Below are 24,485 nucleotides of genomic sequence, written 5' to 3'. Positions count from 1 at the left end.
GGCCTCCCTGACGAACGAGTCCATCCAGTCCTCGAGCGCCCGGTGACTCTCGGCGTCGCCGCGCAGCGCGACTGCGGCAAAGTTCCCTACCTGGACGTCTGGCTCGGCCTTGAGCACCGCCCAAATGGGGGTGGGCTGGTTCGCGGCCGGGCTGCTCGTCGCCGGCACCGCGTCGACGATGGGCTTGCTGGTGGTGGGCCGGATGGTGCAGGGCTTCGGTTCGGGCCTGCTGTCGGTGGCGCTCTACGTGGGACGGGGCGGGCCGGGTTGAGCGGGGTTGGGCCGCGTGGAGCCGCGTGGAGCCGCAATGTCGGCGAACTAACGGCGTCCGGCCCTCACGATGGCGCAATGTCGGCGACATGGCGGCGGGCAACCGCCGCCCGCTGCTGCCGGTGCGCCTGCCGGGGCGGCTCGGACGGGCCCTGCGCGGGCGGCCTCACCGCCACCGCGGACCCGACGGGCACCCGTACGTGGGCGGACTACCTCGCCGCCACGTACGGGGGACCCGGCGGTAGATGAGAAGTCTCCCCGTTCGACGTCTGCCTACCGTGACGCCATGTTGGTCCTCGCCTCCACCGTGATCCTCTACGTCGCCGGCTTCGTCTTCCTCTACGGGGTGATCCGGCTCGCCGTGCGGCACGCCCTCGAAGACCTGGAGGCGCGCCGGCCCGGCCTGCTGCGCGCCCAGGAGGTAGCCGCCGCGCAGGACCGGACGTTCGTCCGGGAGAACCCGTTCGTCGCGAACGGCTGACCTGCCACCGGTCCCGCCGGGACCGGACTCCGCCCCGGGCGGGCGGGGGATGCACCGAGGGGCTGGCCCGGACACGGGGCTGGGCCAGCCCCTCGGTGGTGTCAACCGGTCCGGCGCGGCAGGCGGCAACCGGCCCGGTGGTAGTCGGTGGCCGGCCTTCCGGAGGCGCGGTCCGGTTCCCGGTGGCGTCACGCCCGCGGGCGGCTTCGTGGGGTGCGAGGATCGCAGCCGTGATGGGAACGCTGAAGACCGAGCCCGCCCGGAGTCGACCGGACCTGCTGGCGCCCCCGGTGGCCGCCGCGATCGGGCGGTGGCCCGCCAGCGCGCCGGTGGACGTCGACCATGTGCTGGTCGCGCCGATCGACGCGGGCCTGGCGGACACCGCCGCCTTCTGTGCGGCGTACGAGGTGGGGCTGGACGTGTCGGCGAACTGCGTCGTGGTCGCCGGTAGACGCGAGGGCGAGATCCGGTACGCCGCCTGCGTCGTCCTCGCCACCACCCGCGCCGACGTCAATGGGGTGGCCCGCCGGGCGCTGGACGTACGCAAGGCGAGCTTCGCCCCGATGGCCGAGGCGGTCGAGCTGACGGGCATGGAGTACGGCGGGATCACCCCGATCGGGCTGCCCGAGGAGTGGCCGATCCTGGTCGACGCGCGGGTGGTCGCCACCCCGTACGTGATCGTCGGCTCCGGCGTGCGGCACAGCAAGATCGCCCTGCCCGGGCCGGCGCTCGGTACACTTCCCGGTGCCCGCGTGGTGGAGGGGCTGGCCAGATTCGCCCAGCCCACGACGTAGACCGATGTCGTTTCACGTGGAACGCAATCGACGTCGATCGTTCGCTCTCGGATCGCCGACCCGGCGCGGTCAGGACTCCCGCTGTTCGACCTCGCGTAGGGCGGCGAGCAGGGTCTCCGGCTCCTGGGCGCCGGTGACGGCGTACTTCCCGGCCAGCACGAAGGTCGGCACGCTGGAGACGCCGAGCTCGCGCGCGGCGGCCAGCTCGGCCGCCACCTCGCGGCGGCCGAGGTTGGACTCCAGGTACTCCCGAGCCTCGGTCTCGTCGAGGCCGACCCCGGTGGCCAGCTTGACCAGGGCGTTCCGCGCGCCGACGTCGATGCCGTCGGAGAAGTGCGCCCGGTAGAGCGCCTCCACCAGCTCGGCGGAGCGGCCCCGCTCGGCGGCGAACCGGATCAGCCGGTGCGCCTCGAAGGTGTTGGCGTGCACGGCGCGGTCGAAGCGCATGTCGAGCCCCACGCCGGCGGCGACCTGGGTCACCCGGGTAACCATCCCCTCGGCCCGCTGTCGGCCGCCGAACTTCGTAGCCAGCGCCTCCACCAGTGGCTTCGGCTCGGAAACCGGTGTCGGGTCGAGCTGGAACGGCCGGTACCTGACGGTCACCTCACCGTCGTACGACTCCAGCGCCTGTTCCAGTCGGCGCTTGCCGATCCAGCACCAGGGGCAGACGACGTCGGCGTAGATCTCGATCTCCATGACCACTGACAACCCGTTGATCAGGAGATCTGTTCCCGGACCTGGCGCTTGAGTCGGGCCAGGATGGCGGTGCCGCCCCGGACGCGCAGCGGGCTGATCGCCTGCGCCAGCCCCATCCGCTGGTAGAGGTCGTCCGGCACGGCGAGCGTCTCCTCGGCGCTCGCCCCGGCCAGCCCCTCGGCGAGGATGCCGGCGAAGGCGCGCGTGGTCGGCGCCTCCGGCGGGCAGTCGAACCAGGTGGTCACCGTCCGGTCCGGGTTCACCTCGGCGCGCAGGAAGAACGCCGTCTGGCACTCGGGGACCTGCTCCATGCCCTTCCGGCCGGCGAGTTCCTCGGGTAGCGGCGGAATGACGTCGGCGTACTCCAGCAGCATCTCCAGCACCAGCTCGCGGGGTGCTGCGGCGAACTCGTCGACGATCTCGGCCAGCTTGGTCGGCATCTCGGGCATCCCGTCAGGCTACCGGCGGTCGATCGGTCACCTTGTCGTCTGTTGCTGGTTAACAAGGGGCCCCTCCTCTACCGGAGGCGTTAAGAAGGGGCCCCTCCTTGCTCAACTCTGCGGGGCCTGCTCGCTGATGTCGCTGAGGGCGGAGTTGGGGTCGAGCTGCATGGCCAGGTCGCCGAGGGAAACGATGCCGACGAGCTTGCGCTCGCTGTCGCACACCAGGATGCGCCGGATACCGCGCTCCCGCATCAGCGCGGCCGCCTCCCCGGCGGTCGAGTGTTGCTCGATCATCACCACCTCCCGGGTGACGATCGAGCCGATCGTGGTGGCGGCCGGATCGCTGCGCTCGGCCACCGCCCGGACCACGATGTCGCGGTCGGTCAGCATGCCGGCGAGGCTCGCGCCGTCGGTTACCACCACGTCGCCGATGTCCGACTCCTTCATCACCCTGGCCGCCTCGTCCAGGGTGGTTTCTGCGGGCAGGTAGACCACCTGCCTGGTCATCACGTCGCTGACCCGGTAACCGGTCATTGGGGCCTCCGAATTACACCTGTGCCGATTCGGTAACCGGTACCCAGTGCGCCGCTCGCTACACCAGGTCTCCCCGGGCGCGCAGCGCCTCGTCGCGCAGCCGGTCGACCAGCCCGGCCACCGGCAACTCCGTCTGCTCGCCGGTGGCCCGGTCGCGCAGCTCGACGTACCCGTCGGCGAGGCGGCGGCCGACCACGACGGCGCGCGGGAGACCGATCAGCTCGGCGTCGGTGAATTTCACCCCGGCGGAGACGTGCGTGCGGTCGTCGACCAGCACCCGCAGGCCGGCGGCGGCGAGCCGCCCGCCGAGGTCCAGCGCCGCGTCGAGCTGCGGCCCCTTGCCGGCCGCCACCAGGTGTACGTCGCACGGCGCGACCGCCGCCGGCCACACCAGGCCCCGCTCGTCGTGGTGCTGTTCGGCGATCGCGGCGACCGCCCGGGACACCCCGATGCCGTAGCAGACCATGGTGGTGCCGAGTGAAGGGCAGCGGTGCGGACGGATGGTCTCGCGCTTCTAGTGCCGCGTCAGGCAACGTTTGCGACGTTCGTCGTTGACCCTGAGCTGGCGGTAGGGCGGCGTGGCACCGTGCATCGAAGCCGAGCGTTATGGGCGCCGTCCGGTGGCGAACCTGAACGCCCCGAGCGCCGAATCGGTCGCGCGCTCGGTCTGCGGTCTGGTTCGCATCACGACGGTGCTGAGTAGGTGCGATCGGGGCACCGATGAGAAATGGCGCTGGCAGTCATCTAAATATGGACCGGTGAACGCGGGGCGCGCATCAAGGGAGAGCAACGAGATGAGACCACTTCGATACTCGATCAACGTCACGCTCGATGGCTGCTGCCATCACGAGGCAGGGCTCCCGCCGGACGAGGAGTCGATGCGCCACTGGACCGCTGAGATGGAACGAGCCGATGCCCTGCTGTTCGGCCGGGTGACCTACGAGATGATGGAGTCGGCGTGGCGGAAGCCGGCCACGGGCACATGGCCTGACTGGATGAATGAGTGGCAGATCCCGTTCGCCGAGACCATCGACCGGGCGAAGAAGTACGTCGTGTCGAGCACGATGAGCGGGGTCGATTGGAATGCCGAGCTGGTGCGAGGCGACTTGGGGCAAGCGGTTCAGCGGCTCAAGCAGGAGCCAGGCGAGGGCCTGTGGGTGGGCGGCGTGACGCTCCCCCTGGCGTTGGCAGATCTGGGACTGATCGACGAGTACGAGTTCCTTGTGCAGCCGGCCCTTGCCGGACACGGGCCGACGTTGCTCGCCGGTCTGCGCGAGCGCATCCAGCTCGAGCTCGTGGACCGCCATGCGTTCCGGTCGGGGGCGATCGCCCTCCGATACCGACCCACGCGAGCTCCGGCTTGACGTGATTTGTCCTGGCACGTTGGCCGCTGCCTTGCGACGGAACGACGGCCGCGCCCTGGCCACCGCACGCGCCCACCACTTGCAGGTACTGCCCTACCGGGCTGCCGCGCTGGGCTTCTTCGCCGCACGACCCGGTCAGCCGGCGTTCCGCCACCACGCCTACCAGCAGGCGGACTACCACTCACCCGACAACCTGGCCCGCCGCGGTCGCGCCCGTCGCCTGGCCCGCCGCCTCGGCGTCACCCCCACCAAGTGGCCCTGGCCTGGCTACGCGCCGCCGATGTTCCCGTCACCCCGATCGTCGGCGTCTCCACGCCCGGGCAACTACGCGAGGCCGCCTGCCGGCTGTACGCTGCGGCTCACTCCCGCCCAACGCCGCCACCTCATCGGCGGCGCTCCGCTGTGTGCGGGGGCGATGTCCTGGAAGCCGTCCGGCTCCTGGCGGGTCCGCCGGCGGCGCGGGCCGACGACTGCGTACCCCGCCGGTCAGGCGCCTGCGGCGTCGAGCCGGGCCAGTTGCTCGTCGCTCAGCTTGACGTCGAGGGCCGGCAGTGCCGCCTCCAGTTGCTCGGGCGTACGCGGCCCGATCAACGGCGCGACGGTCGGCGAGTGACGCAGCAGCCAGGCGAGAACCACCTGGCCGGGTGCGGCTCCCACCTCGGCCGCCACCTGGTTGAGCACGGCGAGACGGGCGACGGTGTCCGGCCCCTCGTACGGCCGCATGATGTGGTGGCCGTTGCGCTTCGCCGGGTCGTCGTAGACGCCCTTGAGCAGCGGCGAGTACGCCACGAGCGTCAGGTCGTCGTGGGTGTTCAGGTAGTCGAGCTGCTCGTCGTCGACGATGGACACATCCGGCAGCCCCGGCCGGCGCCGCAGGTACGAGTGCTGCTGCTGCAACGCCACCGGCGTCGGCCAGCCGTGCGCGGCGCAGAGCTGCCGGATTCGCTCCAGCCGCCAGGTGCGTACGTTCGACCATCCGATGTAGCGAGCCTTTCCGGCCTGCACGATCCCGGCGAGCGCCTCGAGAGTCTCCTCCAGCGGCGTGGCTCGGTCGTCGACGTGGACGTAGTACAGGTCCACGTGGTCGGTGCCGAGCCGGCGGAGGCTGTCGTCGATCGCGTGGCGCAGCGTCTCCGCGCCGGCTCCCTCGAACCGGGTACGCGCGACCTCCCAGTCCGGTTCGTTGCCGGCACCCCACAGGCTGCCCGGATCCTTCATCTTCGCGCTGCCCTTGGTCGCGAGGAACACCTCGTCGCGCCGACCGCTGCGAACCAACCAGCGCCCCAGCAGTTCCTCGCTCTCCCCACCGTGGCTGCCCCTGCGCAGCCACCAAGCGTAGCAGTCGGCGGTGTCGAGGAAGGTGCCGCCGAGGCTGGTGAACCGGTCGAGCATCCGGAACGAGGCGGCCTCGTCGGTGAGCGTTCCCATGAGCATGCAGCCGAGTGCCAACTGACTGACGTGTTCACCGGTGCGGCCCAGCTCCACGGTCTTCATCCGTACTTCCCCCTTCATCGGTACGAACTCCGACCGTAGGAGCTGGAGCGCACTCCAGGTCAACCCGAAGGGGAGCCGACTGTGGCTGGTACGGCAGCACGGCGGGCTGGCGGGGAGCGGGCAACAGACCCTCACCCGGCCAGAAGGCGCCCTGCTCGACGAAACCCCGCACGGCGGCGTCGAGTTGGTTCAGCTGGTGTTGCCGGTCAACGGGCCCCACCCGTTGCGGGGGCGCACCGGCGACGAAGATTGTGTGATGACCACCGCCACCTTCGCCGGCGGGTGGCGGCGGGCGGGTGTCGGCCGGTGACAAACTGGTCGCCGCAGGCAACGGAGGCGTGAGGGAGACGGCGTGCGCTGGCGCAGTTTCGTGGCGGTGGGGGACAGCTTCACCGAGGGCATGGACGACGCGTATCCGGACGGGACCTACCGGGGCTGGGCGGACCTGGTGGCCACCCGGCTCGCCGCCGGGGTCGGCCCCGACTTCCGGTACGCGAACCTGGCGATCCGGGGTCGACTCTTTCCCAACGTGGTGGCTGAGCAGGTGCCGGCCGCGCTGGCGATGAAGCCCGACCTGATCAGCTTCGCGGCCGGCGGCAACGACGTGCTGCGCCGCACCTTCGACCCGGACGTGTTGGCGGCCCGCTTCGACGACGTGGTGCGCAAGCTCCGCTCCGGCGGCGCGGACGTGCTGCTGTTCCGGTTCGCCGACGTGACGGCGCGGCTGCCCGGTCAGCGTCTCGTCGCTCCCCGGGTGCAGTTGCTCAACCGGGCTGTCGGGGAGACCGCCGAGCGGCACGGCGCGATCCTGGTCGACCTCTACGCCGACGACACCTTCCTCAACCCGATGCTGTGGAGCACCGACCGGCTGCACCTGTCGGCGGCCGGGCACCGGAGGGTCGCCGGGCAGGTGCTGACCGCGCTCGGGGTCGGCTGCGACGAGGACTGGCTGCTGGTTCCGCCGCACCCCGCGCCGACGCCGTGGCTGGCCGCCCGCGCCGCTGACCTGCGCTGGGCGGGCCGACACCTGGCTCCGTGGATCAAGCGCCGGCTGACCGGCCGGTCGTCCGGCGACACCGTCACCGCGAAGCGGCCGGTGCTCGGCTCGATCTCCGACTGACGTGCGGACCATCCACGCCGCGCCGCTGCTCCGGCTCGCTCCCGGCGACCGGCCGGTCGCCGACGCGGCGGTGCTGGTGACCGGGGACCGGATCGAGGCGGTGGCCTCGCCGGACGAGCTGGCGGCCGCGTACCCCGGGGTGCGGGTGCGGCGGTGGCCGGGCGTGCTCGGGCCAGCGCTGGTGCACGACGGGCCGCTGCCACCCGCCTCCACCCCGCGCGAACGGGCGCACGCCCTGTTCCGGCTCGGGGCCGCCGCCGTGCTTGCCGTCCACGTGACCGACCCGGGGCTGCGCGCCGCAGCCGTCCGCAACGGGGTCGCGCTGCTCACGTCCGTACGCCCGGCCGCGCTGGTCGCCGGCGGCCGGGCCGACCTGGCCGTCTTCGCCGAGGACGGGAGCTGCGTCGCCACGGTGGTGGCCGGCCGGCTCGTGCACCGCCGCGCCTGACCGTGCCCCGGCTGCCCGGCAGCGGCGTACCTTGGGGGTCATGCCGGTGCCGAGTGATCCGAATCCCCGCCTCCAGTCGTACGCGGACCCGCGGCGGCTCGTCACCACCGAGTGGCTGGCCGAGCACCTGGGCGACGAGGGCCTCGTCGTGGTCGAGTCCGACGAGGACGTGCTGCTCTACGACACCGGGCACATCCCGGGCGCCGTGAAGGTCGACTGGCACACCGAGCTGAACGACCAGGTGAGACGGGACTACCTGGACGCGGCGAGCTTCGCCGAGTTGTGCGCCGTCAAGGGCATCGGCCGCGACGACACCGTCGTCTTCTACGGCGACAACTTCAACTGGTGGGCGGCGTACGCGCTGTGGGTCTTCTCGCTGTTCGGGCACGCGGACGTGCGGCTGCTCGACGGCGGCCGGCAGAAGTGGGTCGCCGAAGGGCGGAAGCTGACCCGGGAGAAGGTCGCCCGGCCGCGTGCCGCGTACCCGGTGCCGGAGCGTAACGACGCGCCGATCCGGGCGTACCGGGAGCAGGTGATGGCGCACGTCGCCGCCGGCCGTCCGCTGGTGGACGTGCGCTCGCCGGGCGAATACACCGGTGAGATGCTGCACATGCCGGACTACCCGCAGGAGGGCGCGCTGCGTGGCGGGCACATCCCGGGCGCGGTGAACAAGCCGTGGAAGTCGGCCGCGAACGACGACGGCACCTTCCGTTCCGCCGACGAGCTGCGCGTCATCTACGCCGACCAGCTCGGGCTGAGCCCGTCCGACGACGTGGTGGCGTACTGCCGGATCGGCGAACGGTCCAGCCACACCTGGTTCGTGCTGCACCACCTGCTCGGCTACCCGCAGGTGCGCAACTACGACGGCTCGTGGACCGAGTGGGGCAACCTGGTCCGGGCACCCGTCGTGAAGGGCGACCAGCCCGGCGGCCTGACCGACTGACCCGCCCGACCGACCGACTGACCCGCGCGGCCGACCCGCTGACCCGGCTCGCTGGCCGGCTGGCCCGTCGGTCAGCCGGCCAGCGAGATCACCCCAGTCAGCTCCGGGACCACCCCGGTGACCCCGCCGGTGTCGGGTCGCCAGCGGATCAGCCCGCCGGGCTGCGTCCGGAGCAGCACGGTTCCGTCGGATTCCCAGCCCTGCACCTCACAACAGCCCTTCCACCGGTCCCGGCCCAGGTCGAGCAGGTGGGTCACCGAGCCGGTCCGGCTGTCCAGCACGGCCACCCCCTCGATCCCGTCCGCGCTGCCGTTGGCGATCCAACCGGACCTCGCCACCCGGTCGCCCCGCTGCCAGCCACGGCCGTAGAACTCGACGATTCGGTACCCCAGCACCGGCTCCGCGCTGCGGACCGGGTGCTGCGTGCGTATCGTGCCGTCCGGCACCGACCTGGTGCGCAGGGTGAGGCGGTCCCGGACGCCGGTGATCTCGACGAGCGTTCCGCCCAGGGCGGCGGGATCCGGGGTCACCAGGCCCCAGGGCGAGACGGCGATCTGGTCGGCGGTGCCCGTACCGGGGTCGAGCAGGTAGGTGTTCCGGTCGTCGCCGACCAGCAGTCGGCCGCCCGACCAGACGACGTGCTCCAGGTAGCCGGCGAGCGGCAGTCTCCGGACGGCGGCGGTGGTCAGGTCGACCACCAGTACCGCGCCGGTCTGCGCGAACGCCGCGAACCGGCCGTCCGGGGAGAGGCTTCCGGTCTTGAGCGGCACCGCCTCGTTGCCGTCGGCGTCCCGGGTCGGGGCGAGGGTGACCACGTCGAGGGCGCGCACCGTGCCGTCGTCGCCGAGCACCCGGATCTGGCCCCCGACTCCGGTGTCCGGGTCGACCGGTTGCGCCAGCGCCAGCGCCCGGCGGACCGGGCGGCGGGAGAGCGGCACCGTGGCCGGGTCGCCGATCCGTCCGAGCGGGTCACCCGGGTAGGCCAGGTCGGCCGGCATCCGCCGCACGGGTGCGGTGTCCGGCACCGGAGCGACCGGGGCCGTCGGGCCAGGCGCGGCGGAGGCGGGGTCCGTGGGGGGCGGCCCGGCGGAGTGCCGCAGGGCCAGCAGTGCCCCGCCGGTGACCAGGGCGACGGCCAGGGCGACGGCACCGGCGGCGCGTCGGGCGCGCTGGGTCCGGCCGGCCTGCTGCCAGGCATCCACCGCAGGCCGGGTAGGCCGGATATCCTCGGTGGCGACCGTCAGCAACCGGCGTAGCTGCTGCTCCTTCATCCATTCACCGCCAATCCGCCGTTAAGGTCGTCGTCCCGGCCGAGGTCAGGAGCCACCTCGCGTAACCGGCGTAGCGCCGCATGACACTGGCTCTTGATGGTAGTCAAGCGTTGGTAGAAGCCATGCAACCGTTTGGCCGGTAGTTTGGACCGCATGGGAAGGCTGGTTCCGTAGCGTTCTTTTGACCGCCACTATCGGCCGCGTCGTGCTTGTCCGCATCCGCCGCCAGGTTCGCGAAGAGACCTTCCGTGCCTGCGTTGGCCAGGTGCCAGGCCCGGATGGTGATGTCTGCGTCGAGCAGGCCCCGGATCTGATCCCACCTGGGGGCGATCAGGGTATGCCAGGCTGGTGCCGTGACCACGAACGTTCGCGGTGTTGGTCAGGCTGCGCGGGTGGTGGGTTGTCCCCAGCGGTGTTGCACCGCCTGCAGGTCGAGGTCGCCGATGCGCGCGGCGACGTCCCCGGCGCAGCGCAGGAACGGCTGCACGGGCAGCGGCCGGTCGTCGGCCACCGGGTCGACGGCGACCTGGAACCAGGCGGCCAGTGACGCCGCCGGGTCGGCATGGGGATGGTCCTGTCCGGCGTCGTTCATGCCCCACAGACCCGACACTGCCCGCCGCCTGTCCGCGGCGGTCGTGGGAGCAGCGGTGGAGGTGTCGGCGAGCCATCCCATCGCCAGCGACCTCTGGTGGAACAGGATGTACGCGTCCTGGTCCTCATCCGGACCCCGCCACGGATGCGGCGCCAGCTCACCGTAGACAGCGCGAACATGGTGCCCGCGAAAGCGCGGGCAGCATGTTCCAAGCCGGGCTGGGCTTCCCCGCGGTCGTCCGCCAAACGGTTACCGATCACCTATGCGCAGACGAACCGGCCAGCAGCGCGTCTCACTGCCTCGTCCAGGACGAGACGCCAGCGGTCAAGGTCCAGGGCTGCGGCCCACGGCCTTTGACTGTCCTCACGGGCGATCGGTGATCAACGCAATGGCCGTCCTCATGCCTACGCCACGCCCAACGCCGAAGCCAAGCGACGTTGGAGTATTGGGGCAGGGCCGCCTGGCCCCGCAAGGAACAAGAATTCCGCCAATCCGCGTCCACGCCGCATAGGCCGAGATCATGCCGAGCCCGTTTGTGGTCGTTAACAACTTTCTGCCGACCTGGACAGTCATCCATCGATGTGAAACTATTGCGAATGGCGACATGGCGGTGGTGAGTTGCAGAAACGGGAGGTACCGAGCAGCATCGCATGGACTGCACTGCGAGATCACACCTTTAGACGCTTACCCGATATCATCCCCGCTTGAGCGATAACTCTATGCCGCCGAGGTGCTGTTCATTCGCTTTGGCGTCTCTTCTTCGCTGTCGATTATTGACTTGCATCCGCGTGCGAGCGCACTGTAACTGCCGTTTGATTGGGGGCATGATCGCATGTGCCCGTATTTTGAGCCGTGGCAAAGGGCGGTAGGGGGACTGTGTAGTTCTGTGCCTCGACTTACGGGGAGCGTGAAATGACGATGCGATTCTGGGGCCGTGTGATGGTCGGCAGTGCATAGCCGTGGAATCGCGAAGGCGGCACGTTGAGCGCCACCGTGAACCAAGAAACGTGTAACGACTAACAGTGTGGAGATTCTTTTGGCGACGAACGTCCACGAGCTCGTAGAAGACAGCTTCGTCTTTCGCCGCGTTCCCGATTTCGGTCTACCTGATGATGATTATGCTAGGACGTTGGACAACTTGGTGCAGGCCAATGTCGACGTTATAGTCCACACGCGCGACGGCCGTGTTCTACTTGGTTATCGGAAGGATTTACCCCTACGGGACATGTTCTGGGTGTTCGGCGGTCGGATGAAGGTGGGGGAAACGCTTGTCAACGCTGCTGCGCGTGCACTCAAACGTGAACTCGGGCTCGATATAGGACAGAAGCCGGTCGTCCTAAACCACATCTACAACGTCATGTGGGGAAGTAGAAGTGTTGCTCCGGAGAAGCGCGGCTTCCAAACACTACTCAGCCTCATGACATATGAATGCACCGACGACGAAGCGCGGTCTCTGGCTGCCGCAGATAAAACACACGAGTGGGTTCGTTGGTACTCGAGAGCGGAGTTGCATGAGATGGAGGCCCGCCGCTCTGTTCATCTACATCCATTCCTTCCCATTATCTTGCGTAACGCGGGCCTCTTCTGACACTTGAACATTTGGAGGGAACGTGAAATGCCGCTCCTGCCAAAGCGTTGACTTAATAGAGGTTCTTGACCTCGGCAACCAGTATCTGAGCGACTTCCGATATGACGATGTCCGCCCACCTCAGTGGCCGCTCGCACTCCTGCTCTGCGGACAGTGTGGTCTGGTGCAGCTGCGGGAAACCACCCCGCGCGAATTGATGTACCACGACCGCTATGGCTTCCGGTCGGGGACCAACGAGGCGATACAGTCAGACCTTCGGAACATCGTCGATCACGCGCTCAGCATTCACCCTCGTGCCCAGAAGTGGCTCGACATTGCGTGTAACGACGGAACGCTACTGTCCTTCGTGCCCTCGAAAGTTCACCGTGTAGGTGTCGACCCTGTGGCGACGTTCGAGCCGGAATCACGCCAGCATGCCGACCGCATTGTCGTCGACTACTTCAACTCCGAGCGTTTCACCAGTGCAGGAGACGACCGGCAGTACGAGCATTTCAACGTCATCACCAGCGTGTCGATGTTCTACGATATCGACGATCCAAATGAATTCGTGGCCGATGTAGCGAAGGTTCTTGCGCCAGATGGGATCTGGCTCATCCAACAGAACTATGCACTGGCCATGCTGGAACTCGGGGCTGTCGACAACGTGTGCCATGAACACATCACCTATTGGTCCCTTACAGCGTTGGAGTGTCTGCTTCATCGGCACGAAATGGAAGTCAACGATGTCCAACTATCGGACGTTAACGGTGGCTCCTTCCGCACAGTAGTATCGCGGCGCGGTTCACGACCCGTCAGCCCATCGGTTTCCAGCCAGCGGCAACGTGAAGCCCAGCACCGGCTGCACGAACCTGACGCTTGGCGTAGGTTCTCGTCTAGGGCTCTGCAAGCCTTCGACGAGCTTCGCCAGCTCGTATACGACATCAATTCACGTGGAGAACGCTGCTACATCTACGGGGCTAGCACACGAGGCGGAACAATCTGGCAGGCCGCCGGACTGACGGTCAAGGACCTGCCATTCGCCGTTGAGCGACAAGCCGCCAAGGTCGGTCGAAAAATCGCCTCGATCGGTGTCCCGATCATCTCTGAGGAACAGGCCCGCGCCGAGCATCCGGAGTACATGATCGTGGCGCCGTGGTTCTTCCGCGATCTTTTCATCGAGCGGGAGCACGACTACCTAAAAAACGGAGGAAGGCTAATCTTTCCGCTACCCGACCTTGAAATCGTGAAACTGTGACAGATCACTAACAACGCGAACTGGATAGAAGCGGCTGCGTGTTTCGGAGTGGCGCACCCGCACTGCCCCGACGCTTAAGCGCGCCGACCCATGTCCGGAGATGAGGTACTCGTCCACGACGCAGTGGAGCGAAGTAAGAGACGGTTCATCACGAGGAGTTATCCGTGCCACGCGCTCTGATTACGGGAATCACCGGCCAAGATGGAATATATCTGGCCGAGTTCCTTGCACTGAAGGGATACGAAATCTTCGGCCTGCTCCGTGGCCAGAACAATCCCAAGGCGACGGCTGTCCAGCAAGCTGTTCCCTCGATCAAACTCTTGGGCGGCGATCTCCGCGACCTCCCAAGCTTGATTGGGGCCATGGAGATTGCCAAACCTGACGAAGTCTATAACCTCGGCGCTATTAGCTTCGTCGGGCTATCCTGGGACCAAGCCGAGCTGACTAGTGGAATCACTGGCATGGGGGTGCTACGGGTTCTCGAGGCTCTTCGCATCTTCACGCAGAACGACATGTCTCGGATACGCTTCTATCAGGCGTCGAGTTCAGAGATGTTCGGTAAGGTCCGCGAGGTGCCGCAGCGCGAGACAACGGCCTTTCACCCGCGCTCACCGTACGGCGTCGCCAAGGCTTTTGGTCACCACCTCACGGTCAACTATCGGGAGTCGTACGGCGCGCACGCCTGCGCCGGGATCCTGTTCAACCATGAGAGCCCACGCCGTGGCCACGAGTTCGTCACGCGAAAAGTAACCCGCGGAGCGGCGCGCATCGCCCTGGGACTGCAGGACCGACTCGTTCTAGGCAACCTCGAAGCGCGTCGGGATTGGGGATTCGCCGGCGACTACGTCGAGGCGATGTGGCTGATGCTGCAACAAGAACGGCCAGAAGACTACGTCATTGCCACCGGCCAGACACATTCGATCCGAGACCTCCTCGATATCGCCTTCCAACGGGTTGGTATCCCGAACTGGCAATCTCACGTATTGCAGGACCCACGCCTATTCCGCCCCGCTGACGTTGACCTGCTCGTCGGCGACGCTTCACGCGCCCGCGATGAGCTCGGCTGGAAACCCCGCGGCGACTTCCGCACCCTCATCGAAATGATGGTCGACGCCGATCTCGCCGACGGGGAGCAGAACGAAAAGCAAGCGGCCGGGAGTGGTAACCGCCACCGCTGAAAAAGTCGGCCACCTCAGGGCTAGAGCGACCTGAAACGACGCAGCACTCGCTGTAGTCGGTGATGTTCGACCATACAGATCTTGAGTAGCTAGGTTCGTCCGTTGTGGTTTGTGTGATGGTCTTGGGCTGGGGTAGATCGATGGGATGAGGTATCTCGATGGAGGTGGGTTGTCCGGGCGGGGGCGGGCGAAGCGTGAGGCGGTACGACGGCAGGCTGCCAGGTGGTTCGCCGAGGATGTGTCGGTGCCGGAGATCGCGGCGCCGGTTGCGGGTGTCGCAGATCGCGGTGTACGGGTGGCGTAAGCGGTGGCGGGCTGGTGGTGAGCAGGCTCTGGCTTCGAACGGGGTCTCGGTGCCGGCTGGATGAGGGGCGGTTGCGGCGGCTGGCCGATGCCCTGGAGCAGGGGCCGGCGGCGCACGGCTTCGGTAGTGATCAGCGGTGGACTCTGGCGCGGGTGTCGGACCTGATCGCTCGGATGTTCCACACCCGGTACACGCTGCGTGGCACGGCGAACATCATGTACCGGCTTGGCTGGTCGGTGCAGGTCCCGGCGCATCGTGCGGTCGAGCGGGACGAGGGTGCGGTCACGACGTGGCGGCGGGAGACGTGGCCGGCGGGAAAATGGTAGCGGGGCAGCGGCGGGCGTGGCTGGTCTTCGAGGACGAGGCAGATCAGACGCTGCGCCCACCGGAGGCACGCACCTGGGAACGACGCGGGCACACCCCGGTGGTCTTGGTGTCGGGCAAGGGCTCCGGCCGCGTCTCGATCGCCGGGCTGACCTGCTACCGGCCCGGCCAGCGGTCCCGGCTGATCTACCGAACGATCACCCATCGCGGCCGCAAGAACGAGCGCCGCAGCTTCAGCGAACGCGACTACATCGCCCTGCTGGATGCCGCCCACCAGCAGCTCGACGGCCCGATCGTGTGCGTCTGGACAACCTGAACACCCACATCAGCGCCGCCATGCGGCAGATGGTCGACGCCCGGGACTGGCTGACCGTCATCCGGCTACCCGCCTACGCCCCGGACCTGAACCCGACTCAAGGCAGTGTGGTCCCACCTCAAACGCAGCATCGGCAACCTCGCCGTCACCGGCGTCGACCACCTCCGCGCGATCATCCGCAACCGGCTCAAGAGCATCCAGTACCGCACCGACCTGCTCGACGGCTTCCTCGCCCACACCGGACTGACCCTCAAACCCGACACAACCTGACCATTCAAGATCTGTAGCGACGGAAGGACAGCGAGGCTCGTGCGGCCGGCCAATGGCGACAAGCTTTGCACCTGCCACGACCCGCGCTTCGGAAGAGATCGAAGAGAAGTTCGCGCCGGTATTCGATGGGCACGATCGTTGTTCGAAGTGAAGTTTGTCGAAGAGTGCTATAGTAGCCAGAACACTCGACTGTCCAGTTGTCAAGGAAGGGCGACGAGCGTTGAGCCGTAGAGGAATCGCTCCAGCCGCAGTGCTTGGTGGCGGTGACCTCCGACGTCTTGATGCAGGTGGCAGGCGGTGAATCCGCTCCTGGCTCACGGCACGTGTGGCACGTACATGTACATCGTTACACCCACCGACTGACAAGGTCTCGCAGTGCTCAAGAGTTCGACTGCGCTGGACGACAGGCGCTCCCACGAGGAGACCCGCCGGCGTAATCTGGGCGCCCTGCTACGCCACGTCCACCTTGGCGGCCCCATGTCACGCGCGGTGCTGACTGAGCGGATGGGAGTAAACCGCAGCACCATCATGGGTCTCACGGCAGAACTCGTGTCGGCCGGCCTGGTTTACGAAGAACTTCCAGCAGAGACTGGCAAAGCCGGCCGGCCGTCGCTTGTGGTCCGACCGGCCTCGGATCGGGTGTACGTACTGGCATTCGACGTCGCCGTCGACCGGCTGGTCGCCGCTCGAGTTGCGCTGGGCGGCACGATCCTGGACCGCCGCGAGGCGGTCCGGCTGCGCGCTGGAGTCGACCTCGAAACCGTGGCCGGGGTGCTCGGCGAGTTCGGTCGCCGGCTGTACGAAGCGGCACCATCGGAGGCGGTGTGTGTTGGCGTCGGCGCGTCGTACTGCGGAATGATCCGACGCGCAGACGGGATGGTGCGCTTCGGACCGGACCTGGGATGGGTCGACCAGGCATTCGGCCCAGAACTCGGCCGTCAACTGCCCCTTGACCTGCCAGTCCTGGTCGGCAACGAGGCCCATTTAGGTGCGTTGGCGGAGCACGTGCGTGGAGCCGGCATCGCCGTCCAGAACCTGATCTACCTACACGGCGATGTTGGCGTCGGTGGCGGAATCATCGTTGGCGGTGACCTACTCGACGGTCACGGCGGGTACGGCTCCGAGCTTGGACACATGTTGGTGAACCCGCACAACGGCCGTCCATGCGGATGTGGCTCGTACGGCTGTCTGGAGGCGGAGGTGGGCGAGCGCGCCCTGCTCGACGCCGCCGGCCGGCCACCGGAACTCACCGGCCGCGACGCTGTGCGGGCCGTGGTCGACGCCGCCGCCCACGGCGACGCGGTAGCCCAGGACGCACTGCGGTGCGTCGGTGACTGGTTGGGTATCGGAGTGGCCAATCTAATCAACCTCTTCAACCCTGGCATGGTCATCTTCGGTGGCATGCTCCGCGAGATCTACCTCGGATCAGCGGCCCACGTCCGCACACGTATCACCGCCAACGTGCTCGCGGTCTCCCGGGAGGAGGTCCAGCTGCGGATTTCCGCACTCGGCGACGACGCCACCCTGATCGGCGCAGCGGAACTTGCCTTTTCCGAACTGCTTGCCAACCCCAGCAAGTACCGACTCACATGATGAGTAGACACCCACAGGTCAAATAACCGGGTGACCTACACCCGGTGTCCTTGCCGACATTGCAGGCTCCCAACCTCGTCGATGACCGAGTCGACCTGCGAGCCGAGTGCGGGGTTCTCCTCTCCATACGGCTCTCGTCTTCCCGAGCGTCGGTCACACAGGTCGCCCACCGGTCGACGAGGATGAAGCACATCAGCAAGGCGTTGCGGTGGCGGCCGAAGGTGCGGCGTTCGCCCTTGAAGCTGGCGCGCAACAATGGTTGGGCGGTCCGGCCTCCTTGTTTCGGGGCGGACGGCGGGCAGCCACGCGTCGGTGATCACCGGTACGGTGAGCGCCGGCATCGGACCGGGGAGCAGCAGCGTTGGACCGCACCTTCCAGGTCGACCTCCGAGGCGTGGTCGATCTGCTCAGCCATCATCTGTACGGCAGCCCACGGGTCTACATCCGTGAGCTCATGCAGAACGCCGTGGACGCGATCACCGCGCGCCGGGCGAGCGAGCCTGACGCCCCGGCGCTGGTGCGCATCGAACCGCCGGAGCTGACCGCCGACGGGACGCTGCGGGTGCACGACAGCGGCATCGGCCTCACCGAGGCCCAGGTGCACGAGCTACTGGCCACCATCGGCCGCAGCTCCAAGCGGGACGAGCTGGGCTTCTCCCGGCACGAGTTCCTCGGTCAGTTCGGCATCGGGCTGCTCTCCTGCTTCCTGGTGGCCGACGAGATCCGCGTCGTCACCCGGCACGCCGGCGAGCCGACCGTCCTCTGGACGGGGTACGCCGACGGCCGGTACGCCGTCGAGGCCGCGCCGGCCGGGCAGCAGCGCCCGGAGCCCGGGACCACCGTGACGCTGGTGCCGCGCCGCGCCGCCGACCAGTGGTTCGCCACCGCGACCGTCACCGAGCTGGCCCGGCTGTACGGGTCGCTGCTGCCGGTCACCGTCCGGGTCGGCGACGTGGTCACCACCACGGGCGAGCCGCCCTGGCCGACCGCCCCGGGTACGGGCCCCGACCGTCCGGCCCTGACCCGGTACGCCCGGCGGCTCCTCGGCGTCGAACCGTTCGACGTGGTGCCCCTGTCGGTGCCCGAGGCCGGCCTGACCGGCGTCGCGTTCATCCTGCCGACCCCGGTGAACCCGGCGGCGCGGGCCGGTCACCGGGTGTACCTCAAGCGGATGCTGCTCACCGAGCACGCCGACGGGCTGCTGCCCGACTGGGCGTTCTTCGCCCACTGCGTGGTGGACGCCAGCGAGCTGCGACCCACCGCCAGCCGCGAGGCGCTCTACGAGGACACCCTGCTCACCGCAACCCGGGACGCCATCGGCGAGCAGGTGCGCGGCTGGCTGGTCCGGCTGGCCCGGCACGACCCGCGCCGGCTCGCCGAGTTCCTCCAGGTGCACCACCTCGGCGTGAAGGCGCTCGCCGTGCACGACGACGAGATGCTGCGCCTGGTCGACCAGTGGTGGCCGATGGAGACGAACGTGGGCACCCTCACCCTGGCCGAGTTCCGGCGGCGTCACGGACTGCTCCGGTACGCCGCCAGCCTGGACGAGTTCCGCCAGCTCGCCGCCGTCGCCGCCGCGCAGGACCTGGCGGTGGTCAACGCCGGATACACGTACGACGCCGAGCTGATCGAGCGGTTGCCGACGGTGGACCGGTCGGTGCTCATCGAGCGGCTGGAGCCCAGCGACCTGACCACCCGCTTCGACGCCCTCGACCCGGCCGTGGAGCTGGCCCTGCGGCCGTTCCTCGCCGGGGCGCAGCGGGCGCTGGAACGGCTCGGCTGCGAGGTGGTGATGCGGGCGTACGACCCGGTGTCGCTGCCCGCGCTCTACCTGGTCAGCCGGTCGGCGGCGTTCAACGACCAGCTCGCCGCCACTCGGGACCGGGCCGACGAGCTGTGGGGCGGGGTGCTCGACGCGCTCGCCGCGTCCGCCCCGCCCGACCGCCCGCAACTGGTGCTCAACCACCGCAACCCGCTGGTCCGCCGGGTGACCACCCTCGACGACCCGGAGCTGGTCGGGCTCGCCGTCGAGGCGCTGTACGGGCAGGCCCTGCTACTCGGGCACCACCCCATCCGCGCGGCCGACGCCGCGCTGCTGAACAGTTCCTTCCTCGGCCTGCTCGGCCGGGCCGTACCGGGACGGGAGTGAGGGTCGCCGATGAGTGACGACGATCTGTGGCGGATGCTGCACGAGAGCACCGGTATGCCGTACGGCGTCGGGCGCACGGCCGCGCTGGAGCAACTGCTGCGCCGCGCCGACGGCGGCGACGACCGGCACCTGGCGTTCGCCGTCCGGATGCAGGCCACCACGGGGTACGTCTACGGCGGCGAGCCGGCCAAGTCCTTCGTCACCTTTTCCTGGTGCCTGGCCGAGTTCGACCGGGATCCGCAGCCCTACCACCAGCGCTACGCCCACCAGCTCCTCTGGCACTTCAAGTACATGGTCAACGCCATGCTGAAGTTCTCCGAGCTGCCGCTGGACCGCACGTACGCGGTGCTCGACGACATGGAGCGCCGGTATGCCGACGCGGGGCACAGCCTCCAGGCCGTGCACAAGCACCGCTACCTGGTGGCCGACCACGTGGGCGACGCCGAGGCCGCCGAGCGGTGGTACCGGGAGTGGCTGACCGCCCCGCGGGACGAGCTGTCCGACTGCGCCGGCTGCGACCCCACCACCCAGGTCGCCCACCTCGCCGACGTCGGCCGGCACGACGAGGCGGTGGCGCTGGCCGAGCCGGTCCTCGCCGGCCGGCTGACCTGCACGGAGCAGCCGCAGGCGATCCTCACCGCGCTGCTGGTGCCGTACCTGCGCACGGGTCGGGGCGATGCGGCGCGGGACGCGCACCGGGAGGCGTACCGGCGGCTGCGGGGCAACCTGTCGGACCTGTGGGACATCGGCGACCACGTCGAGTTCTGCACGCTGACCGGCAACGAGGCGCGGGCCGTGGAGATCGTCGAGCGGCACCTGGACTGGCTGGACCGCGCGCCCACCCCGGCCGCCGCGATGCACTTCGCGGCGGCGGCCTCGGCCGCGCTGGGCCGCGCGGCCGAGGCCGGCGACGTCACCCTGCACCGGCGGGCGGCCGGCGACCGTCCGGCGGGCGAGGTGTCCGCCGCCGCGCTCGCCGCCGAGCTGGCCGCCACGGCGACCGCGCTGGCCGAGCGGTTCGACGCCCGCAACGGCACGGCCCACCAGTCGGAGTGGGTCGCCCGGCGGCTGGCCACCGGGCCCGGCGAGCACCTGCCGCTGTCGGCCAGCCTGCGCAATCGTCCGGCCCGGCCGCCGGAGCCGGCGGCGGCCCCGGCGGTGACCGTGCCGGCCGAGGCCACCGCCGACGAGCTGCTCGACCTGGCCGACGAGTGCTGGCGTACGCACGACCGGGCGGGGTTCGCCGCCGCGCTGGCCGCCTACGACGGGCGGTTCGGCGCGAGCGGTCAGCCGGCCCGGACGGCGGCTCGGCGGCTGGAGCTGCGGGTCGGCGAGCTGACCGACGCCGACGGCCCGCAGGCGGCGCAGGAGGCGAACCGGGCGGCGCTGGCCGCGTACCGGGAGCTGCCGGACCAGGTCCGGGAGCAGGTGGTCGCCGGCCGGCTCGGGGTGCTGCTCTGCCTGACCGGCGACGGCGAGGAGGGGCTGGCGCTGGCGCGAGGCTCCGCGGACTTCCTTGCCGGCCACGGCGACGTCCGGGAGCGGGCTGCCGCGCACGACCGGCTCTCCCTCGCGCTGGCGCACCTACAGCGCTGGGAGGAGGCGCTGGTCGCCGCCGACCGGGCCGCAGCCGAGGCCGACGGCGACCCGTGGCTGGCCGCCCGGGTGGCGCTGCACCGCGCCCACGTGCTGGAGGAGTTGGAGCGGCCGGCGGAGTTCCGGGCGGCGGCCGAGCTGGCCCGCCGGCTCGCCCGGGAGGTGGGCGTGGGTGAGCTGGTCACCGCCGCCACCCTGGCGTACGCGCGGGCGACAGACGACCCGGCCGAGCGGGTGGCCGCCTGCGACGAGGCGTTGGAGACGGCCCCGGCGCAGGCCCGGTTGCCGGTGCGGGTGTTCCGGGCGCGGGCCCTGCTGGGCGCGGACCGGGCGGCCGAGGCGGTGGAGGACTTCGCCGAGGCGGTGACCCTCTGCGTGGAGCAGGGCGCCGACGGGGACGCCTTCCTGCGCTGGGAGCTGGCGAACGCGTACCGGGTCGCCGGGCGGGCGGCGGAGGCGGCCGAGGTGGCGGAGGAGGCGGTGCTCGGGCTGGACCGGCTCGGGGCGCAGGCCGAGGCGGACCGCTGCCGGCACCTGCTGGCCGGGATCTACGTCGACCTCGGGGAACTGGACCCGGCGCTGGTCCTGCTCGACCAGCTCGCCCGCAACCTCGACGGGCCGGACAACCTGCCGCACCGGGCGCAGGTGCTGGAGGAGGCCGGCGGCCTGCTCTACGACGCCGACCGGGACGCGCTGGCCGCGCAGCGGTTCGCCGAGGCGGCTGCCGTGTATCGGCTGGCCGGGGCGCCGGTCGACGAGCTGCGCGCCCGCCGCCGGGAGGCGGAGGCCCTGAACTGGTCCGGGGACGTGCCGGCGGCGGTCCGCGCCGTCGAGGTGGTGGACGGGCTCGCCGCCGCGCTGACCGGTCGGCCGGAGCAGCCGCCGGTGGTGACGTACGAGGTGGGGCTCGCGGCCGAGGCCGGGGCCCGGGTGCTGGCCTCCGACGACCGGCCGGTTGAAGGGCTGGACCGGCTGGCCGGGGTGCCGGCCCGGCTGCGGTCGATCGAGGCGTTCGGCGAGGCGGCCCGGGTGGAGCTGCTCGGCTGCGAACTGCTGGTGCGCGCCGGCCGGCCGGGCGAGGCGGAGCCGCTGCTGCGGGAGGTGCTCGGCGGCCTGCCCCCGGGCTCCCGTCCGGCGGCCCAGGCCGCGTGGCTGCTCGCCCGGGTGCTCGACGAACTGGGCCGCCCGGACGAGGCGGCGGCAATCCGCGCGGAGCACGGCCTGGCCGGCGACGACGACTGACGGTGGCCCGACCGGCGGTGGTGCCGGCCGGGCGGCCGGTGGGTAACCGAGGCGACGTCCCGAACCGCGCCAGGTCTACGCTTGCCCGGTGACGGTGGAACAGCGGGCACGGGGGTCGGCGGGCGGCGTGGCTGGCAGTGGGCGACGGCGGTCGCGACGGGACGAGATCCTGGAGATCGCGGTCGGGCTCTTCGCCGCGCGGGGCTACCACGGGGTGTCGATGGACGACATCGGCGCGGCGGCGGGCGTCACCGGCCCGGCCCTCTACCACCACTTCGCCGGCAAGGAGGCGATGCTGGCCGCCGCGCTGATTCCGGTCAGCGAGGGGCTGCTCGACGGCGGGCGGGAGCGCGCCGCCGGCCACCCCGACGACCCGCGCGGCGCGCTGGAGTCGCTGATCGACTTCCACGTCGAGTTCGCGCTGGCAAACCCGGCCGTGATTGCCCTGCACCTGCACGAGCTGGACCGGCTGCCGGACGAGCCGCGCCGCCGGATCCGTCGGCTCCAGCGGCTCTACGTGGAGCAGTGGGTGACGGTGCTGACGGCGCTGCACCCGAGCCTGCCCGACGGCGAGGCGCGGGTGTTGGCGCACGCCGCCTTCGGCCTGATGAACTCGACGCCGTTCCTCGGCGGTGAGGTGGACCGGCAGCGGCGGGCCGCCCTGCTGCGCGCGGCCACCCTGGCCGCCCTGCTCGCCGAGGCCGACGTCTGAGCCGCTGTCCCGACGCCTGAGCCGGTAGTCGAGGCTTGACTCGTGGACGGCTTGTCACCCATGGTTCCCTGGCATCGTCCCCACCCTGGACGCTGGAGGAGAACATGATCGAGTCGCTGCTGGTGGCCAACCGCGGCGAGATCGCCCGTCGGATCATCCGAACCGCGAACCGGCTCGGGATCCGCGCGATCGCGGTCCACTCGGAGGCCGACGCCGGCCTGCCGTTCGTGACCGAGGCCGACGAGGCGGTCTGCGTGGGCCCGGCCAACCCGGCCCAGAGCTACCGGAACGTCGAGGCCATTCTCGCCGCCGCCAAAGCGACCGGCGCGCAGGCGATCCATCCCGGCTACGGCTTCCTGTCGGAGAACGCCGACTTCGCCCGTACCGTCGAGCGCAGCGGGCTGATCTGGGTCGGACCCGGCGCGGACGCGATCACCGCGATGGGCGACAAGATCAACGCCCGGAACCTGATGGCGGCGGCCGGGGTGCCGGTCGCACCCGGCACCACCGAGCCGGCCGCCGACCCCGACGCGGCGGTCGCCGCAGCCGCCGGGATCGGTTACCCGGTGATGGTCAAGGCCGCGGCGGGCGGCGGCGGCATGGGCATGGGCGTGGCCGCCGACGAGGCCGCGCTGCGCACCGAGTACGACAGGGTGCGTGCGTTCGCCGAGCGGATGTTCGGCGACGGATCGGTGCTGATCGAGCGGTACTTCCCCCGGGTGCGCCACGTCGAGGTGCAGATTCTCGGCCTGGCCGACGGCCGGGTCGTGGCGCTCGGCGAGCGCGAGTGCTCGGTGCAGCGGCGCAACCAGAAGCTCGTCGAGGAGTCCCCGTCCCCGGCGGTATCGCCCGAGCTGCGGGCGCGGTTCCTGGCCGCCGCCGTGCGGGCCGGCGAGGCGGTCGGCTACCGCAACGCGGGCACGGTCGAGTGCCTGCTCGATCCCGCCACGCAGGAGTTCTTCTTCCTGGAGATGAACACCCGGCTCCAGGTCGAGCATCCGGTCACCGAGCTGGTCTACGGCGTGGACCTGGTCGAGGAGCAGCTACGGGTCGCCGCCGGCCTTGCGCCGACGTTCGACCCGGACGCGCTCGCCCCGCGCGGCCACGCCATCGAGCTGCGGATCAACGCCGAGGACCCGAAGCGCTTCCTGCCCGGCCCCGGCGCGATCACGACGTGGCGCGAGCCGGGCGGCGAGGGCGTCCGGGTCGACTCCGGCTACGTCGCCGGCAACAACGTGACCCCGTTCTACGACAGCCTGCTGGCCAAGTTGATCGTCAATGGCAGGGACCGGGCGGAGGCCGTCGAGCGGGCCCGCGCGGCGGTCGCCGCGTTCGAGGTGGCCGGCCCGAAGTGCAACCTCCCCTTCTTCGCGGAGCTGCTGGAGAACGAGGAGTTCCTCTCGGGCGACTACGACACGGGCATCGTCGGCCGGATGCGCTGACCGCCCCGACGCGTAGGTGATCAAGAGGTTTGTCCTGGTGTGAACCCGCGACGTCGACGCAAGTCTCTTGATCAACCTCGCTGGGTG

At 70.0% G+C, this 24,485-nt stretch carries 25 protein-coding genes and 1 pseudogene; 19 read left to right on the top strand and 7 right to left on the bottom strand.

Going from position 1 to position 24,485, the window contains the following annotated elements; translation table 11 throughout:
- Positions 1-109: 109 nt before the first annotated feature.
- The 3 genes from E1258_RS33275 (at position 110) to E1258_RS12580 (ending at position 1,545) form a co-directional block, all read left to right on the top strand.
- Positions 110-271 carry a hypothetical protein gene (locus tag E1258_RS33275; RefSeq protein ID WP_165949738.1) on the top strand — a complete coding sequence of 54 codons (162 nt, stop codon included), beginning with the start codon at positions 110-112 and terminating at the stop codon, positions 269-271.
- A gap of 285 nt (positions 272-556) precedes the next feature.
- Positions 557-751, top strand: coding sequence for a hypothetical protein (locus tag E1258_RS12585; RefSeq protein WP_132399841.1), 195 nt, complete (start codon positions 557-559; stop codon positions 749-751).
- 233 nt (positions 752-984) lie between these two features.
- A complete protein-coding gene (locus E1258_RS12580; protein ID WP_132399838.1) occupies positions 985-1,545 on the top strand; it encodes a YbaK/EbsC family protein in 561 nt (186 codons plus the stop codon).
- A 69-nt stretch (positions 1,546-1,614) separates the two neighbouring features.
- Here the strand turns inward: E1258_RS12580 and E1258_RS12575 are convergent, their stop codons facing one another.
- The 4 genes and pseudogenes from E1258_RS12575 to E1258_RS12560 all read right to left on the bottom strand — a co-directional run.
- Positions 1,615-2,241: a DsbA family oxidoreductase gene (locus E1258_RS12575; protein ID WP_132399826.1), complete on the bottom strand. Its 627-nt coding sequence runs from the start codon at positions 2,239-2,241 to the stop codon at positions 1,615-1,617.
- A 20-nt stretch (positions 2,242-2,261) separates the two neighbouring features.
- Positions 2,262-2,690 (bottom strand): SufE family protein, encoded by a 429-nt coding sequence (locus E1258_RS12570; RefSeq protein WP_132399823.1) that lies wholly within the window; start codon positions 2,688-2,690, stop codon positions 2,262-2,264.
- 102 nt (positions 2,691-2,792) lie between these two features.
- Positions 2,793-3,218 carry a CBS domain-containing protein gene (locus E1258_RS12565; RefSeq protein ID WP_132399820.1) on the bottom strand — a complete coding sequence of 142 codons (426 nt, stop codon included), beginning with the start codon at positions 3,216-3,218 and terminating at the stop codon, positions 2,793-2,795.
- A gap of 58 nt (positions 3,219-3,276) precedes the next feature.
- Positions 3,277-3,699 (bottom strand): annotated as a pseudogene (locus E1258_RS12560) (His/Gly/Thr/Pro-type tRNA ligase C-terminal domain-containing protein); the annotation flags it as partial.
- Between the two features lie 139 nt (positions 3,700-3,838).
- On the opposite strand from E1258_RS12560, the gene E1258_RS12555 reads away from it, so the two are divergent.
- Entirely contained in the window at positions 3,839-4,582 is a 744-nt protein-coding gene (locus E1258_RS12555; protein WP_243715403.1) for a dihydrofolate reductase family protein, read from the top strand.
- A 486-nt stretch (positions 4,583-5,068) separates the two neighbouring features.
- On the opposite strand, the gene E1258_RS12550 is transcribed toward E1258_RS12555, so the two are convergent.
- Positions 5,069-6,076 (bottom strand): aldo/keto reductase, encoded by a 1,008-nt coding sequence (locus E1258_RS12550; protein ID WP_132399817.1) that lies wholly within the window; start codon positions 6,074-6,076, stop codon positions 5,069-5,071.
- Between E1258_RS12550 and E1258_RS12545 the strand changes: the two genes are divergently transcribed.
- The 4 genes from E1258_RS12545 to E1258_RS12530 are packed head-to-tail and all read left to right on the top strand — an operon-like array spanning position 6,051 to position 8,587.
- The gene (locus E1258_RS12545) at positions 6,051-6,386 is read left to right on the top strand and encodes a hypothetical protein (protein ID WP_132399814.1); all 336 of its coding nucleotides are present in this window, start codon (positions 6,051-6,053) and stop codon (positions 6,384-6,386) included. The genes E1258_RS12550 and E1258_RS12545 overlap by 26 nt on opposite strands.
- A gap of 42 nt (positions 6,387-6,428) precedes the next feature.
- Positions 6,429-7,196 carry an SGNH/GDSL hydrolase family protein gene (locus E1258_RS12540; protein WP_132399811.1) on the top strand — a complete coding sequence of 256 codons (768 nt, stop codon included), beginning with the start codon at positions 6,429-6,431 and terminating at the stop codon, positions 7,194-7,196.
- Position 7,197: 1 nt separating this feature from the next.
- Positions 7,198-7,644 carry a hypothetical protein gene (locus E1258_RS12535; protein WP_132399808.1) on the top strand — a complete coding sequence of 149 codons (447 nt, stop codon included), beginning with the start codon at positions 7,198-7,200 and terminating at the stop codon, positions 7,642-7,644.
- A gap of 40 nt (positions 7,645-7,684) precedes the next feature.
- Entirely contained in the window at positions 7,685-8,587 is a 903-nt protein-coding gene (locus E1258_RS12530) for a sulfurtransferase (RefSeq protein WP_132399805.1), read from the top strand.
- A gap of 71 nt (positions 8,588-8,658) precedes the next feature.
- Here the strand turns inward: E1258_RS12530 and E1258_RS12525 are convergent, their stop codons facing one another.
- Together E1258_RS12525 and E1258_RS12515 are read right to left on the bottom strand one after the other, a co-directional pair.
- Positions 8,659-9,858, bottom strand: coding sequence for a hypothetical protein (locus E1258_RS12525; protein WP_132399802.1), 1,200 nt, complete (start codon positions 9,856-9,858; stop codon positions 8,659-8,661).
- A 379-nt stretch (positions 9,859-10,237) separates the two neighbouring features.
- Positions 10,238-10,450 (bottom strand): hypothetical protein, encoded by a 213-nt coding sequence (locus E1258_RS12515; protein WP_132399799.1) that lies wholly within the window; start codon positions 10,448-10,450, stop codon positions 10,238-10,240.
- A 1,024-nt stretch (positions 10,451-11,474) separates the two neighbouring features.
- Between E1258_RS12515 and E1258_RS12510 the strand changes: the two genes are divergently transcribed.
- From E1258_RS12510 to E1258_RS12465, 11 genes are all read left to right on the top strand, one after another.
- Positions 11,475-12,038 carry an NUDIX domain-containing protein gene (locus E1258_RS12510; protein WP_132399796.1) on the top strand — a complete coding sequence of 188 codons (564 nt, stop codon included), beginning with the start codon at positions 11,475-11,477 and terminating at the stop codon, positions 12,036-12,038.
- 22 nt (positions 12,039-12,060) lie between these two features.
- On the top strand, positions 12,061-13,272 hold the full coding sequence (locus E1258_RS12505) for a class I SAM-dependent methyltransferase (protein WP_132399793.1): 1,212 nt from the start codon (positions 12,061-12,063) through the stop codon (positions 13,270-13,272).
- A gap of 164 nt (positions 13,273-13,436) precedes the next feature.
- A complete protein-coding gene (locus E1258_RS12500; RefSeq protein WP_132399790.1) occupies positions 13,437-14,450 on the top strand; it encodes a GDP-mannose 4,6-dehydratase in 1,014 nt (337 codons plus the stop codon).
- A gap of 375 nt (positions 14,451-14,825) precedes the next feature.
- Complete coding sequence (locus E1258_RS34715; protein ID WP_243715400.1) at positions 14,826-15,080, top strand: winged helix-turn-helix domain-containing protein; 255 nt, start codon at positions 14,826-14,828, stop codon at positions 15,078-15,080.
- Positions 15,044-15,394 carry a hypothetical protein gene (locus tag E1258_RS34710; RefSeq protein ID WP_243715404.1) on the top strand — a complete coding sequence of 117 codons (351 nt, stop codon included), beginning with the start codon at positions 15,044-15,046 and terminating at the stop codon, positions 15,392-15,394. Before E1258_RS34715 ends, E1258_RS34710 begins: the two co-directional genes overlap by 37 nt.
- Before the next feature lie 105 nt (positions 15,395-15,499).
- Positions 15,500-15,664 (top strand): hypothetical protein, encoded by a 165-nt coding sequence (locus E1258_RS34700; RefSeq protein ID WP_243715399.1) that lies wholly within the window; start codon positions 15,500-15,502, stop codon positions 15,662-15,664.
- A gap of 375 nt (positions 15,665-16,039) precedes the next feature.
- A complete protein-coding gene (locus E1258_RS12485; protein WP_243715398.1) occupies positions 16,040-17,257 on the top strand; it encodes an ROK family transcriptional regulator in 1,218 nt (405 codons plus the stop codon).
- Between the two features lie 361 nt (positions 17,258-17,618).
- Positions 17,619-19,406 carry an HSP90 family protein gene (locus E1258_RS12480; protein WP_132399787.1) on the top strand — a complete coding sequence of 596 codons (1,788 nt, stop codon included), beginning with the start codon at positions 17,619-17,621 and terminating at the stop codon, positions 19,404-19,406.
- Between the two features lie 9 nt (positions 19,407-19,415).
- Positions 19,416-22,244: a hypothetical protein gene (locus E1258_RS12475; RefSeq protein ID WP_132399784.1), complete on the top strand. Its 2,829-nt coding sequence runs from the start codon at positions 19,416-19,418 to the stop codon at positions 22,242-22,244.
- 88 nt (positions 22,245-22,332) lie between these two features.
- Positions 22,333-22,956, top strand: a complete 624-nt coding sequence (locus tag E1258_RS12470; protein WP_132399781.1) for a TetR/AcrR family transcriptional regulator — start codon at positions 22,333-22,335, stop codon at positions 22,954-22,956.
- 104 nt (positions 22,957-23,060) lie between these two features.
- Entirely contained in the window at positions 23,061-24,398 is a 1,338-nt protein-coding gene (locus E1258_RS12465) for an acetyl/propionyl/methylcrotonyl-CoA carboxylase subunit alpha (protein WP_132399778.1), read from the top strand.
- The last annotated feature ends 87 nt before the right edge of the window (positions 24,399-24,485 follow it).

It is taken from the genome of Micromonospora sp. KC207 (genome assembly GCF_004348615.1).
Lineage (GTDB): Bacteria > Actinomycetota > Actinomycetes > Mycobacteriales > Micromonosporaceae > Micromonospora.
This window is presented reverse-complemented; position numbering and strand designations above follow the sequence as displayed.

Coding starts and splice junctions, on each gene's coding strand:
- E1258_RS12525 (WP_132399802.1), bottom strand. CDS start 9,858: ATGAAGGAGCAGCAGCTACGCCGGTTGCTGACGGTCGCCACCGAGGAT.
- E1258_RS12475 (WP_132399784.1), top strand. CDS start 19,416: ATGAGTGACGACGATCTGTGGCGGATGCTGCACGAGAGCACCGGTATG.
- E1258_RS12565 (WP_132399820.1), bottom strand. CDS start 3,218: ATGACCGGTTACCGGGTCAGCGACGTGATGACCAGGCAGGTGGTCTAC.
- E1258_RS12580 (WP_132399838.1), top strand. CDS start 985: ATGGGAACGCTGAAGACCGAGCCCGCCCGGAGTCGACCGGACCTGCTG.
- E1258_RS12585 (WP_132399841.1), top strand. CDS start 557: ATGTTGGTCCTCGCCTCCACCGTGATCCTCTACGTCGCCGGCTTCGTC.
- E1258_RS12465 (WP_132399778.1), top strand. CDS start 23,061: ATGATCGAGTCGCTGCTGGTGGCCAACCGCGGCGAGATCGCCCGTCGG.
- E1258_RS12570 (WP_132399823.1), bottom strand. CDS start 2,690: ATGCCCGAGATGCCGACCAAGCTGGCCGAGATCGTCGACGAGTTCGCC.
- E1258_RS12515 (WP_132399799.1), bottom strand. CDS start 10,450: ATGAACGACGCCGGACAGGACCATCCCCATGCCGACCCGGCGGCGTCA.
- E1258_RS12550 (WP_132399817.1), bottom strand. CDS start 6,076: ATGAAGACCGTGGAGCTGGGCCGCACCGGTGAACACGTCAGTCAGTTG.
- E1258_RS12575 (WP_132399826.1), bottom strand. CDS start 2,241: ATGGAGATCGAGATCTACGCCGACGTCGTCTGCCCCTGGTGCTGGATC.
- E1258_RS12530 (WP_132399805.1), top strand. CDS start 7,685: ATGCCGGTGCCGAGTGATCCGAATCCCCGCCTCCAGTCGTACGCGGAC.